Source organism: Streptomyces sp. NPDC004609 (assembly GCF_042873655.1).
In the GTDB taxonomy this organism is placed as follows: Bacteria; Actinomycetota; Actinomycetes; order Streptomycetales; family Streptomycetaceae; genus Streptomyces.
On the sequence record NZ_JBIALS010000066.1, the window covers coordinates 1 to 17,895 of the forward strand.

The 17,895-nt window shown below is 72.3% G+C and carries 16 protein-coding genes; 7 read left to right on the plus strand and 9 right to left on the minus strand.

Going from position 1 to position 17,895, the window contains the following annotated elements; translation table 11 throughout:
- Nucleotides 1-122 precede the first annotated feature (122 nt).
- Nucleotides 123-1,541, minus strand: a complete 1,419-nt coding sequence (locus ACFYT4_RS34890) for a HEAT repeat domain-containing protein (protein WP_389278534.1) — start codon at nucleotides 1,539-1,541, stop codon at nucleotides 123-125.
- Nucleotides 1,542-1,886: 345 nt separating this feature from the next.
- Nucleotides 1,887-2,279, minus strand: coding sequence for an ankyrin repeat domain-containing protein (locus ACFYT4_RS34895; protein ID WP_389278537.1), 393 nt, complete (start codon nucleotides 2,277-2,279; stop codon nucleotides 1,887-1,889).
- Between the two features lie 367 nt (nucleotides 2,280-2,646).
- Between ACFYT4_RS34895 and ACFYT4_RS34900 the strand changes: the two genes are divergently transcribed.
- Together ACFYT4_RS34900 and ACFYT4_RS34905 are read left to right on the plus strand one after the other, a co-directional pair.
- Nucleotides 2,647-2,841, plus strand: coding sequence for a hypothetical protein (locus tag ACFYT4_RS34900; protein WP_389278540.1), 195 nt, complete (start codon nucleotides 2,647-2,649; stop codon nucleotides 2,839-2,841).
- Between the two features lie 52 nt (nucleotides 2,842-2,893).
- Nucleotides 2,894-4,501, plus strand: coding sequence for a hypothetical protein (locus tag ACFYT4_RS34905; protein ID WP_389278543.1), 1,608 nt, complete (start codon nucleotides 2,894-2,896; stop codon nucleotides 4,499-4,501).
- Between the two features lie 190 nt (nucleotides 4,502-4,691).
- On the opposite strand, the gene ACFYT4_RS34910 is transcribed toward ACFYT4_RS34905, so the two are convergent.
- Entirely contained in the window at nucleotides 4,692-6,191 is a 1,500-nt protein-coding gene (locus ACFYT4_RS34910; protein ID WP_389278545.1) for a PLP-dependent aminotransferase family protein, read from the minus strand.
- 295 nt (nucleotides 6,192-6,486) lie between these two features.
- On the opposite strand from ACFYT4_RS34910, the gene ACFYT4_RS34915 reads away from it, so the two are divergent.
- From ACFYT4_RS34915 to ACFYT4_RS34930, 4 genes are all read left to right on the plus strand, one after another.
- A complete protein-coding gene (locus ACFYT4_RS34915; protein WP_389278575.1) occupies nucleotides 6,487-7,089 on the plus strand; it encodes a YitT family protein in 603 nt (200 codons plus the stop codon).
- Nucleotides 7,086-7,859 carry a glycerophosphodiester phosphodiesterase family protein gene (locus ACFYT4_RS34920; RefSeq protein ID WP_389278548.1) on the plus strand — a complete coding sequence of 258 codons (774 nt, stop codon included), beginning with the start codon at nucleotides 7,086-7,088 and terminating at the stop codon, nucleotides 7,857-7,859. Before ACFYT4_RS34915 ends, ACFYT4_RS34920 begins: the two co-directional genes overlap by 4 nt.
- Before the next feature lie 37 nt (nucleotides 7,860-7,896).
- Nucleotides 7,897-9,243, plus strand: coding sequence for an MFS transporter (locus ACFYT4_RS34925; protein ID WP_389278551.1), 1,347 nt, complete (start codon nucleotides 7,897-7,899; stop codon nucleotides 9,241-9,243).
- 266 nt (nucleotides 9,244-9,509) lie between these two features.
- Nucleotides 9,510-9,884, plus strand: a complete 375-nt coding sequence (locus ACFYT4_RS34930; RefSeq protein ID WP_003959706.1) for an RNA polymerase-binding protein RbpA — start codon at nucleotides 9,510-9,512, stop codon at nucleotides 9,882-9,884.
- Nucleotides 9,885-10,670: 786 nt separating this feature from the next.
- Here ACFYT4_RS34930 and fxsA read toward each other — a convergent pair.
- The 4 genes from fxsA to ACFYT4_RS34950 form a co-directional block, all read right to left on the minus strand.
- Nucleotides 10,671-11,234 (minus strand): FxsA family membrane protein, encoded by a 564-nt coding sequence (gene fxsA / locus ACFYT4_RS34935; RefSeq protein ID WP_389278554.1) that lies wholly within the window; start codon nucleotides 11,232-11,234, stop codon nucleotides 10,671-10,673.
- A gap of 65 nt (nucleotides 11,235-11,299) precedes the next feature.
- Entirely contained in the window at nucleotides 11,300-12,079 is a 780-nt protein-coding gene (locus ACFYT4_RS34940) for a polyprenol monophosphomannose synthase (protein WP_389278557.1), read from the minus strand.
- A 542-nt stretch (nucleotides 12,080-12,621) separates the two neighbouring features.
- Nucleotides 12,622-14,271 (minus strand): amidohydrolase, encoded by a 1,650-nt coding sequence (locus ACFYT4_RS34945; RefSeq protein ID WP_389278560.1) that lies wholly within the window; start codon nucleotides 14,269-14,271, stop codon nucleotides 12,622-12,624.
- A gap of 21 nt (nucleotides 14,272-14,292) precedes the next feature.
- Nucleotides 14,293-14,733 (minus strand): Lrp/AsnC family transcriptional regulator, encoded by a 441-nt coding sequence (locus ACFYT4_RS34950; protein WP_389278563.1) that lies wholly within the window; start codon nucleotides 14,731-14,733, stop codon nucleotides 14,293-14,295.
- A 203-nt stretch (nucleotides 14,734-14,936) separates the two neighbouring features.
- On the opposite strand from ACFYT4_RS34950, the gene ACFYT4_RS34955 reads away from it, so the two are divergent.
- Nucleotides 14,937-15,350: a hypothetical protein gene (locus ACFYT4_RS34955; RefSeq protein WP_389278566.1), complete on the plus strand. Its 414-nt coding sequence runs from the start codon at nucleotides 14,937-14,939 to the stop codon at nucleotides 15,348-15,350.
- Between the two features lie 490 nt (nucleotides 15,351-15,840).
- Here ACFYT4_RS34955 and ACFYT4_RS34960 read toward each other — a convergent pair whose 3' ends face one another.
- Entirely contained in the window at nucleotides 15,841-16,992 is a 1,152-nt protein-coding gene (locus ACFYT4_RS34960) for a dipeptidase (protein WP_389278569.1), read from the minus strand.
- A gap of 58 nt (nucleotides 16,993-17,050) precedes the next feature.
- The gene (locus ACFYT4_RS34965; protein WP_389278572.1) at nucleotides 17,051-17,740 is read right to left on the minus strand and encodes a pyridoxamine 5'-phosphate oxidase family protein; all 690 of its coding nucleotides are present in this window, start codon (nucleotides 17,738-17,740) and stop codon (nucleotides 17,051-17,053) included.
- Nucleotides 17,741-17,895 lie beyond the last annotated feature (155 nt).

Below are 17,895 nucleotides of genomic sequence, written 5' to 3' on the forward strand. Positions count from 1 at the left end.
GCGGCGCCCCCCCCCCCGCCCGGCCGCCCCCCCCCGCCGCGGGCCGGCCGCCCCCCCCCCCCCCCCCCCCCCCCCCCCCCCCGAGGGCGACGTCCCGTACACCGGGGCGGGTCCGGTCCGCGTCATGCGACCGGCGCGTCCGGGCCCATCCGGCTGCGTACCGCCGTCTGTACCTCGGCCTCCTCGGCCGGATCCGCGGCGAGCCTGCGCAGTCGTTCGGCGACGCGGACGTCACCCGCCTCGGCGTGCCGCGCGGCGATCTCGCGGGTGGTCTCCTCGCAGTCCCACAGGCATTCGACGGCGAATCCGGTGGCGAAGGAGGCGTCGGTGGCGGCCAGCGCACGGGCCGCCCGTCCCCTGATCCGGGACGAGGTGGTCTCCCGGTACACATGGCGCAGGACGGGCGCGGCACAGGCGATGCCGAGCCGTCCGGTGCCGTCCACGAGTGTCGACAGGAGGGGGGCGTCGGGTCCGTCGGCGCGTACGGTCTCACGGACCGCGCCGAGGACGAGGTGGGCGTCGTCGGCGGTACCCCGGCAGGCGAGCACCGCGGCGGCGGACGCTCCGAGCGGGTCGGGCCGGTGCGCCCAGCCCCGGGCCCGGTCGACGGCCTCGTCGCCGCACATCCGCTCGAAGGCCGAGATCGCCGCGTCGGCGACGGTGCTGGAGCCCGCGGACACCGCGGCCTCGATCAGATCGAGGACGACGGGGTCCCGTGACTCGGCGAGATAGTGGAGCGCGGCGCAGCGCGCCCCGTCGCCGCCCTCGCGCGCCGCGGTCACGATGGCGGGCCGGTCGGCCTCGCCCGCGACCGCCGACAGACAGCGGGCGGCGGGGACATGGAGTGCGGTACCGCGTTCGACGGCCTCGTCGGCCCAGTCGAAGACGGCCTGGACGCTCCAGCCGGGACGTGGTCCGGTGGGCCGCATCTGGCGCTGCCAGCGGTCGAAGGAGCCCGCCTCGCGTGCCGCGCGCACCCGGGCGCCGACCGTCTCGCGCGGGTCGTCGGCCCACAGCCGCCACGGCCGCGGCTCGAACGCGTCCCGCACGGCGGTGGCCAGTTCGGCCTCGCCCTCCGGGGTGGCCGGGAAGCGGGCGAGGATCGGGGCGGCGAGGGAGCGCAGCCCGGCGTCGTCGTCGCGCAGGGCCAGCTCGTCCAGGGCCCAGGCCCAGTTGGAGCCGCGGGCGGCGTAGCCGCGCAGCAGGGCCAGGGCGTCCTGTCTGCCGTACGAGGCGAGGTGGCCGAGCACCGCGAGCGCGAGGCCGGTTCTGGCCTCGTCGGTGTCGAGGTGGTCGTCGGTGTCGCACAGGTGCCGCTCGATCTCGTCCAGACCGCCGTGGAGATCCAGGTAGAGACGTGCGTAGTAGAGGGAGCGGTTCTCGACCTGCCAGTCGTGGCGGGGGTCGTTGAGCACGCAGTGGTTGAGGGCGGCGAGCGCTTCCGCGCGTGGCGCTGCCAGCGCGTGCAGCGTGCCGTCGCCACGGCCCCTCTGCAGCAGGCCGAGCAGCGTGCCGCTCGGCGCTATGACTGGATCGAACATGGGGAAAGCCTCACATCAAGCTCTCGACGCAACCGGGGACTGGTGGTGCCTAGGCCGCGCTGCTGCATGGGGAGCCGCCCGTCGTCGTCCGCGTCTTCCGCTTGGTGTAGACCATCTTCCTGCCTCTCGTCGGTGGGCCCCAGGGGAACTCCCGGTGATGTCCAGGACAAGGCCCGACGTCATGATGACCCACCCATATCGCCACCGCGACCACATTTACGACGTCCCTGTCCCGGGCCCCTCCGGAAGGGTCCCGGACTGCGCCGGGACCGGCCGGGGACCGCTCCACGGCCGTGCGGAGCCGGCGGGGACACACGGGGTCCGCCCCGCGTCGCCCCGCCGGTGTCAGCCGTCGCCGAACAGCTCCAGCAGCTCCGTCTTCCCGAACATCCGCGCGGTGTCGACGGCGGAGGGGGTTCCTGCGGAGGGATCGGCGCCGTGCTCCAGAAGGACCCGGACGACGGCGTCCTCTCCTTTGAAGACCGCGCCGGCGAGGGGGGTCTGACCGCGGTCGTTGGCCCGGTCGGGATCGGCCCCGCGCGCGGCGAGGGCCGCCACCGAGGCGGCGTGGCCGTGGTAGGCGGCGAGCATCAGGAGGGTGTCGCCGCGGTCGTTGGTGAGATTCGCGGGGACTCCGGCGTCGACGTACGCGGCGAGAGCCTCGGTCTCTCCCTGGCGTGCCAGGTCGAAGACCCTGGTCGCGAGTTCGATGACCTCGGGATCGGGGGCCTCGCTCATGGACGGACCGCCTTTCGCTGCACGTTTCACGGCAATGACCTGCGCGTACGGCGGGCGTGGCCGTACGGGCATACGAGCAACGGACAGGGTACTGCGCGTGTCCGTGGACGGGTGAGGCCCGCCCTCGAAGAGGCCACCCCAAGTGAGACATATGCCACTGGCAAGACGGCCCGCATCCTCACGGATCGCCCGCAGGGAGGAACTGTGCCCCGTGACCGGAGAGCGTGCCCCTCGGAGCGCGCTCCCCCATCCGCCGGTGCAGTGAATTACCCAGATTTTCACCCATTTGCACCTTTAATCACATATGTACATGCGGTGAGGTTGGAAGTACTGATGGTGACTGTCCCCTCAACCAGGAGAGCCCCTCATGATCCTGTCCATGTCAGGCGTGGTCCTGCTCGCGATCGTCGTCTTCCTGTTCTTCAAGAAGGACGGCCTGAAGGCGTCCCACGCCCTCGTCTGCGCCCTCTTCGGTTTTTTCCTGGCGGGCACCGCCATCGCCCCCAGCATCACGGCCGGCAGCCAGAGCCTCGCCAGCCTTCTGGGCGGGATCAAGTTCTGATCCCCGCCGCCCTTCCCCGCGCATCCAGCCCCGGCACCTCCAGGAGAACGATGTGGGTCGGCGACCACTCCCCCGCATTCTGAGCAGCGGATCCGCGCAGATCGCCCGTGTCCGGGAGATCGCGCGCACGGCCGCCGACACCGTCACGGACGTCCTCCATCCGCTGATCACGGTCTCCCGTGGTCTGCGGGAGCTGGCGGGCGCCGCCCGCCGGAAGTGGGCCGATACCCCCGCGGAGAACCGTGGTCCCACGCTCTTCATGGCCGCGGCCGTCGTCCTGGTGGTCGCGTTCACCCCGTTCGGGCCGCTGATGGCCCTGATCGCGCTGATGGGCGCGGCCGCCTGGAAGGGGCGGAGGCGCACCCCGGTGAAAACCGGCCCCGACGAGGCGGAGGCCGCGCGGCTCCAGTCGCTCTACAACGCCCTGGTGCCCTACTTCTCGGTACCGGAGGACCCGGCCCCGGTCTTCACCCACGGCGGCGAGTGGACGGCCGCCTTCAGCGACCCCGCCTTCGACGGCAACGGCCGCGTCACCGCGCTGCGCATCACCTACCCCGCGTACTTCACCGACGGCGAGGAGGAGTCCAGGGCCCGTATCGAGCAGCTGCTGCACGCCAAGTCGGGCCGCGGCCGGGAGTACCGCTTCACCTGGCACGAGGAGGGGAACCAGCTCCTGATGAGCGTCCTTCCCGCCCTGCCGACCTCCATCGCCGCCCAGCGCTTCGTCACCGTCCCCGGTGAGACCGTGCTGGGCTTCACCGACGCCGGAGCGGTGCAGCGGACCGTTCCCGTGACGGCCGGCGAGGAGACCCGGGACGCGCCTCCGGTGATCTGGCGCACCGGGCACCGCTCCACCGAGCCGCATCTGCTCGCGGTCGGCGATCCCGGCAGCGGCACCACGACCCTGCTGCGCTCGATCGCCCTCCAGGCGCTCCCGTACGGGGACGTGCTGATCGTCGAGGGAAGCGGAACCGGCGAGTACGCCTGTCTGGCCGGGCGCTCGGGCGTCCTGGCCGTCGAATGCGCGCTGGGCGGGGCGCTGGCGAGCCTGGAATGGGCGACGCACGAGACCGAGCGGCGGCTGATCGCCGCGAACCGCGCCCGGCAGAGCGGGCTCCCCGTCCCGGACGACATCAGGCGTCCCCTGTGGATCCTGGTCGACCGCCCCGGCATCCTCGGGCATCTGGCCGCCGCCGACGGGCACCCCGACCCCCAGGAGCTGCTCCAGGTGCCCCTGCGCCACGGCCGGGCCGCGCACGTCACGGTGGTGGTGGCCGAGCAGTACGACAGCCTGGACACCCTGTCCGACGCCGTGCGTACCCACACCCGCGCCCGGGTCGCACTCGGCCCGGTGGGCTTCGGGGAGATCGAGGCCGTGCTCGGGGCGGCCCCGCACACCACACCGACACCCGACGTCCCGCCGGGCCGCGGTTACGCCCGGCTCGGCACCGGGCCGGTGCTCAGGCTCCAGGTGCCGGCCACCCCGGACCCGTACGACGACACCACGTGCGAGGCCCACCGGCAGGCCGTACTGGAGCTGCTGCCGGAGCGCGTTCCCGTGGCCCCGGAACAGCGGAGGACGGTGGGCGCGCCCGCCACGGAGCCACCGACGGTCGGCGCACCGGCGGAGCCGCAGGATCCGGTTCCCGCGGAAGGCTGAGACCGGGGCCGGGGGCCCCGATCGGGGGCCCGCCTCACCGGCCGGTGACGCGGTCGTCCGTACGGGCGGACGGCCTCTGCTCCGCACCCCCACCGTCCCGGCGCACCTTCCGGGCACGTGCCTCCACCCAGCCCCGCGTCTTGCGCCACGCACGTACCTTCCGCCACGCACCCGCCCACGCCGGCCCCGGTTACGCGACGAAGGTGCGCGGCGCCTCGGTCCCCGTCGTCACTCCGGTCTCCACCAGCCGCGCCGCCGCGGCCAGCCGGACCGCCGCCTCCTCCGCGACCGGCCCGCCGACCGTGAACGGCAGCCGTACGAAGCCCTCGAACGCGCCGTCGACCCCGAAGCGCGGCCCGGACGGCACCCGTACCCCCACCCGCTCGCCGACCTCGGCCAGCCGGGAGCCCGACAGCCCCCCGGTGCGGACCCACAGGGTGAGCCCGCCGCCCGGAACGGCGAACTCCCACCCGGGCAGCTCCCGGCGCACCGCCGCCACCAGCGCGTCACGGTTCTCACGGGCCTGGGTGCGGCGGATGGCGACCGCCTCCTCCCAGCTCCCGGTCCGCATCAGCCAGTGGATCGCCAGCTGTTCCAGGACGGGTGTGCCCAGGTCGGCGTAGGCGCGGGCGGCGACCAGGGAGCGGATGACATCGGGGGCCGCGCGGACCCAGCCGATCCGCATGCCCGCCCAGAACGCCTTGCTGGCCGAGCCGACCGTGACGACGGTGCTGCCCGCCGGGTCGAAGGCGCAGGCGGGCCGGGGCATCTCGATGCCGTCGTCGAAGTGCAGTTCGGACATGGTCTCGTCGACGACGAGGACCGTACCGGCGGAGCGCGCCGCGTCGACGAGCCGGCGGCGCTGGTCGTCGTCGGCCAGCGCCCCGGTCGGGTTGTGGAAGTCCGCGACGACGTACGCGAGCCGGGGGGCCGCGTCCCTGAGCACCTGGCGCCAGCGGGGCAGGTCCCAGCCGCCGAGCCCTTCCTCCATGGCCACCGGCACCAGCCGGGCCCCGGCCTCGCGCATCAGCTGGAGGATGTTGGCGTACGAGGGGGACTCGACGGCGATGCGCTCACCGCGCCCGGCGAAGAGATGGCAGATGGCGTCCATGGCGCCCATGGCCCCGGTAGTGACCATGATCTGCTCGGGCATGGTGGGGATACCGCGCTCGGTGTAGCGGTCGGCGAGCATCTGCCGCAGCGCGGGGATGCCCGCCGGATAGTCGCCGTGGGTGTGGGCGTAGGGCGCCAGTTCCTCCAGCGCGCCCTGCACGGCCCGGGTGAGCCAGGGCTCGGGCGCGGGCAGCGCCGCGCAGCCGAGGTCGATCATCGAACCCAGGGATTCCGGCGGCAGGGGTTCGAGACCGCGTGCGGGCAGGGGATTCCCCGCCGGTACGGCGGTCCAGCTGCCCGCGCCCCTGCGGGATTCGAGGAAGCCCTCGGTCCGCAGCGCTTCGTAGGCGGCGGCGACGGTCGTACGGCTGACGGACAGCGCCAGCGCGAGTTCGCGTTCGGCGGGCAGCCGGGCGGCGACGGGGACGCGGCCTTCGAGAACGAGCAGCCGGATGCCGTCGGCGAGCGCGCGGTAGGCGGGCGGCTTACGGGTGCCGGGCCCGGCCGGGCGGGGCTGCTGGGCGGTGAGCTGCCGGGCGAGCTGCGCCGCACCCACCGCCGAGGTCCAACGAGTCATGGAAATCAGTCCACCTTCCTTGAATTGGCCATGGTTGAGGTGTGTTCCATAGCCACAGAGTGTCACGAGTCAGTCCACCGTCGCCAGAGGGGTCATCACTGTGCCAGACACCGAGTCCGCGGGCCCGACCGACTGCGCGGAGACCACGGGCCCACCGGACCCGCCCGGTGACCGGGGTGCGCCGGATTCCCGGACGACGGCTCGGGGGACACCGGGGACACGGGAGGCGCAGGGGGCCCGCCGGACACGGGGATCCGGCCGTCTCACCCGCAGGCTCTCGCAGCTCTCCGTCGGTCTGGTGCTCTACGGCGTGAGTGCGGCGCTCCTGGTGCGCGGCGGACTCGGTCTGGAGCCGTGGGGGGTCCTGCACCAGGGGCTCTCCGAGCGCACCGGGCTGACGATCGGTGTCGTGTCGATCGTCGTCGGTGCCGCCGTGCTGCTGCTGTGGATCCCGATCCGGCAGCGGCCGGGGCTCGGCACGGTCTCCAACGTTTTCGTCGTCGGCATCGCGATGGACGGCACCCTCGCCCTGGTACCGGACGCGCGGGGACTCGCCCTCCGGATCACGCTGATGGTCGCGGGGATCGTGCTGAACGGAGTGGCGACCGGCCTCTACATCGCCGCACGGTTCGGCCCCGGCCCGCGCGACGGCCTGATGACGGGTCTGCACCGGCTCACGGGGCGGTCGATCCGGCTGGTGCGCACGGGGATCGAGGTGGCCGTGGTGGCGACCGGATTCGTGCTGGGCGGTTCCGTGGGGGTCGGCACGATCGCGTACGCGCTCGCGATCGGACCGCTGGCCCAGCTGTTCCTGCGCCTCTTCGCCGTCCCGGATCAGGGCGGCGGCAGCCCGGTGGTCACCGGCGGGACACCGAAACGGGCGATACTTCGGCGGTGACTCGCACACGGCGCCCCCGGCACCCCTTCCTGGACCATCCCTCGGTGCTGCCGTTCGCCCATCGCGGCGGTACGGCGGACGGGCTGGAGAACACCGTGGCCGCGTTCCGGCGGGCCGCGTCCCTCGGCTACCGCTACTTCGAGACGGATGTGCACACCACCGCGGACGGCAGGCTGGTCGCGTTCCACGACACCACGCTCGACCGGGTCACGGACGCGCGCGGCCGGATCTCGGAGCTGCCGTGGAGCGAGATACGCCGGGCCAGGATCGCGGGCCGGGAGCCGCTGCCGCTCTTCGAGGAACTGCTGGAGGAGTTTCCCGGCGCCCGCTGGAACGTGGACCTCAAGGCGGAGTCCGCGCTGATGCCGCTCGTGGACCTCATCCGTAGGGCGGGGCTGTGGGACCGGGTGTGCGTCGGTTCGTTCTCGGAGGGCCGGGTGGCACGGGCCGCGCGGCTCGCGGGCCCGCGGCTGGCGACCTCGTACGGGGTGCGCGGTGTGCTGGGGATGCGGCTGCGCTCGGTGGGACTCCCGGTGGCGGTCCGGGCCGGCGCGGTGTGCGCGCAGGTTCCCGAGACCCGGAACGGTATCCGTGTGGTGGACCGCGGATTCGTACGGGCCGCGCACCAAAGGGGACTTCAGGTACATGTCTGGACGGTCAACGACCGGGATCGCATGACCCGGCTCCTGGAGCTGGGGGTGGATGGCATCATGACCGATCAACTGGAGACGCTGCGCACGGTACTCACCGACCGCGGAGACTGGGTCTGACCCGCGACGTCACCACAGCACGAGCGAGGGGGCGCTGATGGCTGCCGAGATCGCCGAGCCGGCGGCCGGCGCGGGGGAACGACGGCGCGAGCAGCACGGCTGGTACTTCTACGACTTCGCCTGCTCCGTGTACTCCACGAGCGTGCTCACCGTCTTCCTCGGGCCGTATCTGACGTCGGTGGCCGAGGCCGCGGCCGACCCGGACGGGTTCGTGCATCCGCTGGGCATTCCGGTGCGGGCGGGTTCGGTGTTCGCCTACTCGGTCTCGGCGTCGGTGGTGGTGGCCGTGCTGCTGATGCCGCTGGCGGGCGCGCGGGCGGACCGTACGGGCCGCAAGAAGCCGCTGCTGGCGGCAGCGGCGTACACCGGGGCCGCCGCGACGGCCGGAATGTTCTTCCTCGACGGCGACCGGTATCTGCTGGGCGCTTTCCTGCTGATCGTCGCGAACGCGTCGCTGTCGGTGTCGATGGTCGTCTACAACGCCTATCTGCCGGGAATCGCGGAGCCCGCTGAGCGGGACGCGGTCTCCTCGCGGGGCTGGGCCTTCGGATACACCTCCGGCGCCCTGGTGCTGGTGCTCGATCTGATCCTCTACACGAACCACGAGTCGTTCGGGCTGTCGGAGTCGGCGGCGGTACGGATCTGCCTGGCGTCGGCCGGCGTGTGGTGGGGCGCGTTCACCCTGATCCCCCTGCGACGGCTGCGGGACCGGCGGGTCGCCCCCGGCACGGAGGGTTCGGTCGGTTCCGGCTGGCGGCAGTTGGCGGCGACGCTCAAGGACATGCGGCGGCATCCGCTGACGTTGTCGTTCCTCCTGGCGTACCTGGTCTACAACGACGGGATCCAGACGGTGATCTCGCAGGCGTCGATCTACGGTTCCGAGGAACTGGGCCTCGAACAGACGACCCTGATCGTCGCGGTCCTGCTGGTGCAGGTGCTCGCGGTGGCGGGGGCGCTGCTCATGGGGCGGCTGGCCCGGACCCACGGCGCGAAACGGACGATCCTCGCCTCGCTGGCCGTCTGGACGCTGATCCTCGCCGCGGGGTTCTTCTTGCCGGCCGGGGCCCCGCTCTGGTTCTTCGCGCTCGCGTCGGCGATCGGGCTGGTGCTCGGCGGGAGCCAGGCCCTCTCCCGGTCGCTCTTCTCACACCTGGTGCCGCGCGGCAAGGAGGCGGAGTACTTCTCGGCGTACGAGATGAGCGATCGCGGGCTCAGCTGGCTCGGACCGCTCGTTTTCGGCCTCGCCTACCAGCTGACCGGCAGCTATCGCGACGCGATCGTCTCCCTCGTGGTCTTCTTCGCGCTGGGATTCCTGCTGCTCGCACGGGTCCCGGTACGGAGGGCGGTGGCGGCGGCGGGCAATCCTGTACCGGACCGAATTTAGACGTCGAAGTGAAAGGGCGGTAGTGTACGCGTTTGGCCTGCCAGGCGGACCGTTACTGCGCACGAAGAAAGCGAAGTCCCTGGGTGACACTTTCTGTCAGATGTGACAAACCGGGCACTGGTGGGTACCCCCACGTATGGGAAACCAGCGGCACGACGGGCGACGCATGACCCGGAACGGGAATCTTTACGGCCGACCGGACGTTGACCGGATGACGACGACAGCGACACCTGTCCTGTGGGCGACAAGCCCGGGAGGCACGATTCATGAGTGAGCGAGCTCTCCGCGGCACGCGCCTCGTGGTTACCAGCTACGAGACGGACCGCGGCATCGATCTGGCCCCGCGCCAGGCGGTGGAGTACGCATGCCAGAACGGACATCGGTTTGAGATGCCGTTCTCGGTCGAGGCAGAAATTCCGCCGGAGTGGGAGTGCAAGGCGTGCGGCGCCCAGGCACTCCTGGTGGACGGGGACGGCCCCGAGGAGAAGAAGGGCAAGCCGGCGCGCACACACTGGGACATGCTGATGGAGCGGCGCACGCGCGAGGAGCTGGAGGAGGTGCTGGCCGAGAGGCTGGCGGTCCTGCGCTCCGGCGCCATGAACATCGCCGTACATCCGAGGGACAGCCGTAAGTCGGCCTGACCCTCGCGGCCGGATCTCCTGATCACCGTGTGCGTGGTGCGCGGTGCGATGACTAGCGGTAATCCGAGCGACTGACCGAGCCGTGGGCCGCTTCACACATGGTGTGGAGCGGCCCACGGGTGTTTTCGGGTGTGTGGCGGGTGCCCCGAGGAGACCGGCTCCTCGTGAGGTCCGGACGGGTCCCGGGCCTCCGGCGGCCCGACGTCCCGCCGCCCGCCGCTGTGGGACACCGCGGGGCTCCGCCCCGGACCCCGCTCCTCGACGCCGGAGGGCCGGGGACAGGCGACCCGCGAGCGGTACGGGCCCGGGTGCCCCGCGAGGGCTGGGGCCTCTTCGTTTGGATCAGGCTGGGCCGGAGCGCGGGGTCCGGTGCCCGGGGACACCCACCCTGCCTCCCGGAGGGACCCCCCACCCTGGCCGAAGGGCCTTAGGTGGGAGCACCTCCCACGCCGAAGGCTGTGGGCGGGGGCACCTCCCACGCCGAAGGCCGTGGGGGACATCGCCGGCCCCACGACAGCGCCGCGGGCACCACCCGTGCCCGCAAGGGCTACGGGAGACACGTGCGGTCCCAGGGCACGCGAGCCCGGCGGGATCCGAACGAGAGGCCCTCTAGGGCGTGTATCGAAAGTCCCGCCTGGCCTGCGACGCCCAGCACGCACACTCGCTGCGTTGTCGGAATCACCCAAGTACGTCCAGTACGAGGGCGACCCTCCGCCTTGCGACTGCACGCACCGGACGCCTCAGGCCCCGCCCTCCGGGCGGACGGCGCTACTTCCGATACACGCCCTAGTGCAAGGGGCGGTGAGGGGTGTCCGGCGGAGGCGGGGGGTCCTGGGGGATGACCTCGCCCTGGACGATCTTGCCGTCCGGGCGGTGGATACGGGCCTGCTGGAACGCGTCGCCGAAGGTGCCGGGGGGTGCCTCCCGCATGCGGCGCTCCAGGGAGCGCTCGGCGTACCGGCCGAGGCGGGTGCGGACCGGCGGTATCAGCAGGAGCAGCCCCGCCGCGTCGGAGATCAGGCCGGGGATCATGAGCAGCAGACCGCCGAGCATCAGGAAGCCGTTGCCGGTGCTGCCGGAGGACTCGGGGGACGGCATCCGGCCGTCCTGTTGCTGCTGAAGCGTCTGGGACAGGGTGCGGAAGGCGTTGCGGCCCGCGTGCTTGATGACCGTGCCGCCGAGCACCGCGCCGCCGATGAGGAGGGCGAGGACCGCCACTCCCCCGGCGGCCTCACCGACGAGGATCAGCAGCCAGATCTCCAGGACCAGCCAGGCGGCGAGTCCGAGCGGAACGAAGCGGCGGGCACGCGAGCGCTTGGGGGCCGTCGGGGGCGGGGTGCCGGTCGTCATGCTCCCAGTGTGCCTGCAGGGCCGCGGAAGCGGAGGAGGCGGGTGATCGCCGGGAGCCGTACGGGTCAGGGGGCGGAGCGCCCGCGGAAGCGGCCCGCGCGGCCCGTGACCCCCCAGCTCGCGATCCGCCACAGCGCCTCCACGGCGATGTCCCGGTTCATCTTGGAGTCGCCGAGTTCGCGCTCCACGAAGGTGATGGGCACTTCGACCACGTGGTAGCCGAGTCCCACGGCGCGGCGTGTGAGGTCGACCTGGAAGCAGTACCCCTGGGAGGTGACCTTGGACAGCCCGAGGCCCCGCAGGGTGTCCGCGCGGAAGGCCCGGAAGCCCGCGGTCACGTCGCGGACGTCGAGGCCGAGAAGAACCCGGGAGTACGTACTGGCGCCGCGGGAGAGGTACTCGCGGCGCTTGGGCCAGTTCACGACCCGCCCGCCGGGGACCCAGCGGGAGCCGATCACCAGGTCGGCGCCCTTGAGCGCGGTCAGCAGCCGGGGCAGTTCCTCGGGCTGGTGGGAGCCGTCCGCGTCCATCTCGACCAGGACGCCGTAGTCGCGCTCCATGCCCCAGGCGAAGCCTGCGAGATAGGCCGCGCCGAGGCCCTCCTTGCCCTCGCGGTGGAGCACGTGGACCCGGTCGTCCGTGGCCGCCAGCTCGTCGGCGAGCTTTCCGGTGCCGTCGGGGCTGTTGTCGTCGGCGACGAGGACGGACGCGTCGGGCACGGCGGCGCGCACCCGGGCGACGATCTTCCTGATGTTCCCGGCCTCGTTGTAGGTCGGGATGATCACCAGGACTCGTCCGAGCGGGCCGTACCGCCTGAGGGCTTCGCCCTTACCGCCGTCGTTCACTGCAGCCCCTTCGTATCGTGCACAGGGACCCACCTTAGCGATCGCCGGGCAGGGGAAGTGCCGGTACGGGGCCGGGGGTGTCGGGCGCGGGCACGGCCGGGTTTCAAACGTACGGAATGCGAGGTATGGGTGTACGGGAACGGATCGGGACCCAGCGTCCTTCGGGCCGACCTGGGATCCGCTGGCTGCGGATCGACCGAGAGCCGTTGTCTACTGAACGCCGGGCCCCACCCGGGTCACACCTGCCGGCCGGCTGAAACCTTCCCTCGCCCCCGAGGCGCGGGCGCTGGACCTGGCTCCCAGTGGCAGTGCTCCGGTGCGGCGCACTGCCCATGGCCCAGCGGCGTTCGACGACTTGCTCGGAGGTTTCACCGGTCGGACGTCCTGTGGTGGACTCGGCCGAACCTACCCGCCCGTGGGCGCTCCATGTCAACAGTCGTGCGATCTGCGCGGTTTGCCCAATTCGCCGGACCAGTACCGAAGATCCGCAGGTCGCGGCGGAACCGTTCAGCCGGTGATCGACGGTGCGAAATGTCCGTACGTCACCCGTTTGGACGATCGAAGATAGTTTGTCCGGAGACCACCGTGCGCAGGCAGAACGGGAGTTCGGCGCCGGGGGTGAGATCGGGCAGACCGGGGGTGCCCGAACGCGGATCGGTCGACCAGCGGGCGACCCGGTCGTCGGGCGCCTGGACGAGGAGTTCCCCGGTGCGCCACACGGCATAGTCGGCGGGGGCGCCGGGCACCAGGATCCCCGCGTCGTCACGCCCGATGGCCCGCCAGCCGCCACGGGTGTGGGCGGTGAAGGCCGCGCGTACGGACACCCGGTGTTCGGGAGTGCGGTGGAAGGCCGCCGCCCGGACGGTGCCCCAGGGATCGAGCGGGGTGACCGGGCTGTCGGAGCCGAGGGCGAGCGGCACTCCGGCGCGCAGCAGGGCCGCGTACGGGTTCAGGGTGCGGGCCCGCGCGGCGCCGAGGCGCTCGGCGTACATGCCGCCGTCACCGCCCCAGGCGGCGTCGAACGCGGGCTGCACGGAGGCGGTGAGCCCGAACTCGGCGAAGGCGGCGATGGTCTCGGGGGTGAGCATCTCCGCGTGCTCGACCCGGTGCCGGGCCGCGCGCACCCGGGCGAGCCCCAGGGTCTCGGCGGCCGCCCGGACGCCCTCGGTGACGGCGGTGAGGGCCGCGTCGCCGATGGCGTGGAAACCCGCCTGGAGCCCCGCCTCGGTGCAGGCGGCGACATGGGCGGCGACATCGGCGGCGTCGAGGTGGGCGGCGCCCGCGTGGTCCGCGTCGGCGTACGGGGCGTGGAGGTGGGCGGTGTGGGAGCCGAGGGAGCCGTCGGCGAACAGATCGCCCGCCGCGCCCCGGGCACCGAGTTCACGGACGCGCCGGGCACCCTTCGCATCTGCGATCTTCTCGGCCCAGTAGCCGACCACCCGCGGACCCGGCCGGGCATCGGCGAGCGCCAGCAGGGCGCGGAAGTCGTCCTCGTCGGAGATGTCGGGCCCGGCGCACTCGTGGAGGGTGCCGATACCGAGCGACGCGGCGCGGTCGAAGGCGGCGCGCTGGGCCGCGTCGCGCTGGGAGGGGGTCACGGCGCCGTGGGCCGCGGCCCGTACGGCGTGGTGGGCGGCGTCGGTGAGCGGCCGGTCCGGATAGTAGCCGTTCAGGCCGGTGACCCCGGGCACCAGGTCGAGCAGGGCGGTCGTGACGACGGCCGAGTGGACGTCGATCCGGGGCAGATACAGCGGGCGGCCGCCGGTCGCCTCGTCCAGCTCGGCGCGGGACGGGTGCCGCCGCTCCGGCCAGCGCGCCGCGTCCCAGCCGCCGCCCATGAGGACCCGGTCCGACGGACGGGCGGCGCTGTGCTCCCGTACGAGGACGAGGGCCTCGGCGAGGGTGCGCGCGCCCGACAGGTCGAGACCGGTGAGGGCGAGGCCGGTCGCCGTGGTGTGCACATGTGCGTCGGTGAACGCGGGGGTGACGAGCGCGCCGTCGAGATCGACGGTCTCGTCGACGCCGTCGGCGAAGGCGTCGGCCGCGCCTTCGGACCCCACCCAGGCGATATGGCCCCGTTCGACGACCATCGCCGTGGCGAAGGGGTCGGCGGGGCTGTGGACTTCTCCCCCGCGCAGCAGCGTGGTGCGGTCCGCGGCGCGGGCGGTGGGGGGGGCGGTGCTCTCGCTCATGGCACCAGCCTAGGGAGTGCCTCAGACGCGCGGAGGGCGGGCCTCGTAGGGGGTGGAGAGGACGACGGTGGTCCGGGTGGAGACTCCGGCGAGCGTACGGATACGGCCGAGCAGGTTCTCCAGTTCGTACGGGGTCGAGACGCGCACCTTGAGGATGTAGTTCTCGTCGCCGGCGACGCTGTGGCACGCCTCGATCTCGGGCACGCCCGCGAGGCGTTCGGCGATGTCGTCGGGGGCACTGGGGTCGAACGGTTTGACCGAGATGAACGCGGTGAGCGGCAGCCCGACCGCCTCGGGGTCGACGACGGCCGCGTAGCCGCGGATGACGCCGCGCTGTTCGAGACGGCGGACGCGCTGATGCACCGCCGAGGTGGACAGGCCCGTGGCCTTGCCCAGGTCGGTGTAGCTCATCCGCCCGTCCCCGACGAGCAACTCCACGATCTGACGATCCAGCTCCTCCATGCGGATCAACTTAATTGCCCGGGTCCCTTCCGGCACACTCGTGCGGCATCCGCGGGGCATCTGCGGCGGGCATGTGACGAACACCACAGGCTCAACGGCACCTCTATCGTGACCTGACGGTTACCCACCGGGCCCAGGGGGAAGTGCTTGCTGTGGTCGAGGCCACATGAGCCTGATGGGCCCACCCGAGGGGGAGATTCTCCATGCAGAGTGTCAAGAACACCGGCCGTACCGAACCGGAGCCTGTTGATCCGGTGGAGTCTGCGAGGTCTGCCGAGTTGGACGAGCTGAATGAGTACGACACCTTCGAGATGTACCGGGTGATCTGCCCGGACTGCGCGCAGCCGATCGCGCTGCTCGCGGACGAGGACGTACTGCCGGAGCACGCGCTGTGCCCCACCCCGTGGAATCCGTTCGGGCTGACCGTGTGCGCGGGCACCGGGCGGCCGGCGTCCCAGGCGCGGCCCGCGGACGAGACCATGGAGGCCCAGGAGCAGGAGATGGGACTGCTCCTGACGCTGCCTCAGGGACTGGACTGGCGGATGCAGCCCTTCTCCCACGTCGGCGGTCCGGGGTCGCGTCCGCTGCGGACCGCGATGCGCGACCGGGCGGCCTGAGACCCGGCCTTCGCGTGCCACCCGCCGGAGCGGCCGTCAGGTCGTCCGGCGCCGCACTCGCCGCTTCTGCCGCCGAGTGCCGGACCTCCGCGCGGGCCCCGCACGCGCGGTCCAGGGCCGTCCCCGGATCCCGGAGTCGGCACTCCGCGCTCTTTCGTCTGCCCAGAACGGCCACGGCCACCCGGGCAGCCGTGGCCGAGCCGGGCGGCCGGGCAGGGTACGGCCCGGTCATGGGCGCGGCGTACCGTGGTACGGCACCGCGCGCCCGCCCGTTCCCCGGGCCGCAGGGTCACCGCGGCCGGAGTCTGTGTGTGCCGGCGCGCCCGCGCCGGCCCGAGGCGTGCGACGCGTGGGCGACGTCGCGGGGTCTGCCGTCACCGCCCGCCCGAGCGCCCGCCTCCCCGCTGGACGGGGCCGCGGGCCCGGCTCCCCGCCGACAGGGCGAGGGGCGGATCGGCGCGGCGCAGGGACACCACGTCCCGGTGTTCCCTCAGCCGTTGACGGCCTCGAAGACACGCAGGAAGTTCTCGCCGAGAATTCCCCGGATCTGCTCGTCGGTGTAGTTCCTCGCCACCAGCCCGCGGGTGATGTTGATCATGTCGCGGTAGTCGCGGAAGCCGTCCAGGGTCCGGGTCACGTTGTCGATGTCGTGTTCCGGCCTGAAGCCGAATTCCTCCAGCTTGTTCGCGAAGGTCGCCTCCTGTACGTGATACGGAAGCGCCAGCGGCCAGTCCGTGCCGATGGCGACGTGTTCCCAGCCGACGAGCGCGCTGATGTGGTCCATATGGTCCAGGACCAGCTCGATCGTGGGATTCGCCGCGTCCGGGGAGGCGAGGAAGAAGGGAACGGCGTAGACACCGATCACCCCGCCCGTGGCGGCGATCGCGCGGATCTCGTCGTCGCTCTTGGCGCGGTCGTGGGGGTACACGGCCGCCGCGGAGGTGTGGGTGGCGATGACGGGGGCGGTGGACGTTCCGCAGACGTCGAGGGTCGTACGGCGGCCGGTGTGGGCCGTGTCGACGATGACGCCGACGTCGTTGCACCGGCGGACGAACTGCAGGCCGAAATGGCTCAGCCCGGGGTCGTAGCGCTCGGTGCATCCGGCCCCGATGAAGTTCATGACGTTGTAGGCGCAGTCGAGGGTGTGCAGGACACCCAGGGCGTGGGCCGCGTCGATGAGGTCCAGATCGCCGGGACCGAGCAGGTTCGTCTGCACGAGACCCCACACGGCCTGCTCGCCCGCCGCGTGCGCGGCACGGATGTCGGCGGCCGTACGCGCCCGGCGCAGCCAGGGGAACGCCTCCAGCTCGCGGGCGAGCAGATGCGCCGCGTCGAGCACCGACGCCTTGTCCTTCAGGACATATCCGCCCGTCACCGCGGTGGTGACGCCGGAGGCGTCGAAGAGTTCCTTGTACTCGGGGAATGTGCCCGCGATGGCTCGTTCCTTCAGGAAGAAGGCCACCGCGTAGAGATCGTCCGAGTCCAGGGCGTCGATCTCGGCGATGAGTTCCCCGGTCCACACATCCGGCGAGCACGGCCCCTGGAACAGCAGGTCGCAGATCACGCTGTCGCGGTGCAGGCGCGCCGCGCGGGCCTCCTGGTCCCCGGTCAGTCCGAACGCGAAGGTTCCGTAGCTGTGCACCGTGGTCTCTTTCCCCCGGGCAGCGCCGCCGCGTCGGCCGGCGCCGATCGTCTGTCGCTCAGACACCGGAACGGCTCCGCCCCCAGGAGCGGATGTGCTCCCGCGCCGGATTCCCGGGCCTGAGGTCAGGGTCGTCGACCGGCTCCCCCGGGACGATCCGGAGCGGCAGTTCACCGGCCCAGACCGGAAGGTCGACGTCGCTCTCCTTGTCGCCGGGCGGGCCGGTGCGTATCTTCGCGGAGCACTCTTCCAGCGGCAGCGCGAGAACGCGCACGCTGCGCAGCTCGGGGTCGGTGAGAGGGCGCACCTCGTCGGTGCGTCCGGGCACCACGCGCTCCATCAGAGCCACCATCGCCCGCAGCTTCGCGTCCGGTTCGGTCACCTCGTACGGGCTTCCGAGGACGACGACGGAGCGGAAGTTCATCGAGTTCTGGAACAGCGAACGGCCCAGCACGAGTGAGTCGATGATCGTGGCCTCGGCGCAGACCGGTGACCCGAGCATCTGCTTGAACATCCCGTTCTGCTGGGAGCCGTGGAAGTAGAGGGTGTCGTCGATACGGGTGTGCAGGGTCGGCAGCACATACGGCCGGCCGTCGTCGACGAAGGCGATGTGGCAGATCAGCGCCTCGTCCAGAATGGCGTTCACCTGAGCGGGGTCGTAGGAGCCCCGCTCGGCCCGGCGGCGGACCCGGACCCGGTCGGTCACGGGCCGGTGCGCACCGTCGCCACGGATGTGTTCGGTCGTCATGGAGGCAGCCCTTTCGAGCGGTTGGGAGTGATGAAGGGGTTCCGGGGGTGGTGGCTCGGAGGTGTGGGGGTGGGGGTCAGTGGCCGGCGGCGCGGCCGAGGCGGCGGGGGTCGGCGGCGCCGTGGACGGTGCCGTCGGTGTCGAAGGAGAGGGCG

Excerpts from the sequence above, each read along its gene's own strand:
- fxsA (WP_389278554.1), bottom strand. The coding sequence starts at position 11,234 with ATGACGACCGGCACCCCGCCCCCGACGGCCCCCAAGCGCTCGCGTGCC.
- ACFYT4_RS34950 (WP_389278563.1), bottom strand. The coding sequence starts at position 14,733 with ATGGAGGAGCTGGATCGTCAGATCGTGGAGTTGCTCGTCGGGGACGGG.
- ACFYT4_RS34895 (WP_389278537.1), bottom strand. The coding sequence starts at position 2,279 with ATGAGCGAGGCCCCCGATCCCGAGGTCATCGAACTCGCGACCAGGGTC.
- ACFYT4_RS34910 (WP_389278545.1), bottom strand. The coding sequence starts at position 6,191 with ATGACTCGTTGGACCTCGGCGGTGGGTGCGGCGCAGCTCGCCCGGCAG.
- ACFYT4_RS34955 (WP_389278566.1), top strand. The coding sequence starts at position 14,937 with ATGCAGAGTGTCAAGAACACCGGCCGTACCGAACCGGAGCCTGTTGAT.
- ACFYT4_RS34965 (WP_389278572.1), bottom strand. The coding sequence starts at position 17,740 with ATGACGACCGAACACATCCGTGGCGACGGTGCGCACCGGCCCGTGACC.
- ACFYT4_RS34900 (WP_389278540.1), top strand. The coding sequence starts at position 2,647 with ATGATCCTGTCCATGTCAGGCGTGGTCCTGCTCGCGATCGTCGTCTTC.
- ACFYT4_RS34930 (WP_003959706.1), top strand. The coding sequence starts at position 9,510 with ATGAGTGAGCGAGCTCTCCGCGGCACGCGCCTCGTGGTTACCAGCTAC.
- ACFYT4_RS34945 (WP_389278560.1), bottom strand. The coding sequence starts at position 14,271 with ATGAGCGAGAGCACCGCCCCCCCCACCGCCCGCGCCGCGGACCGCACC.
- ACFYT4_RS34890 (WP_389278534.1), bottom strand. The coding sequence starts at position 1,541 with ATGTTCGATCCAGTCATAGCGCCGAGCGGCACGCTGCTCGGCCTGCTG.
- ACFYT4_RS34925 (WP_389278551.1), top strand. The coding sequence starts at position 7,897 with ATGGCTGCCGAGATCGCCGAGCCGGCGGCCGGCGCGGGGGAACGACGG.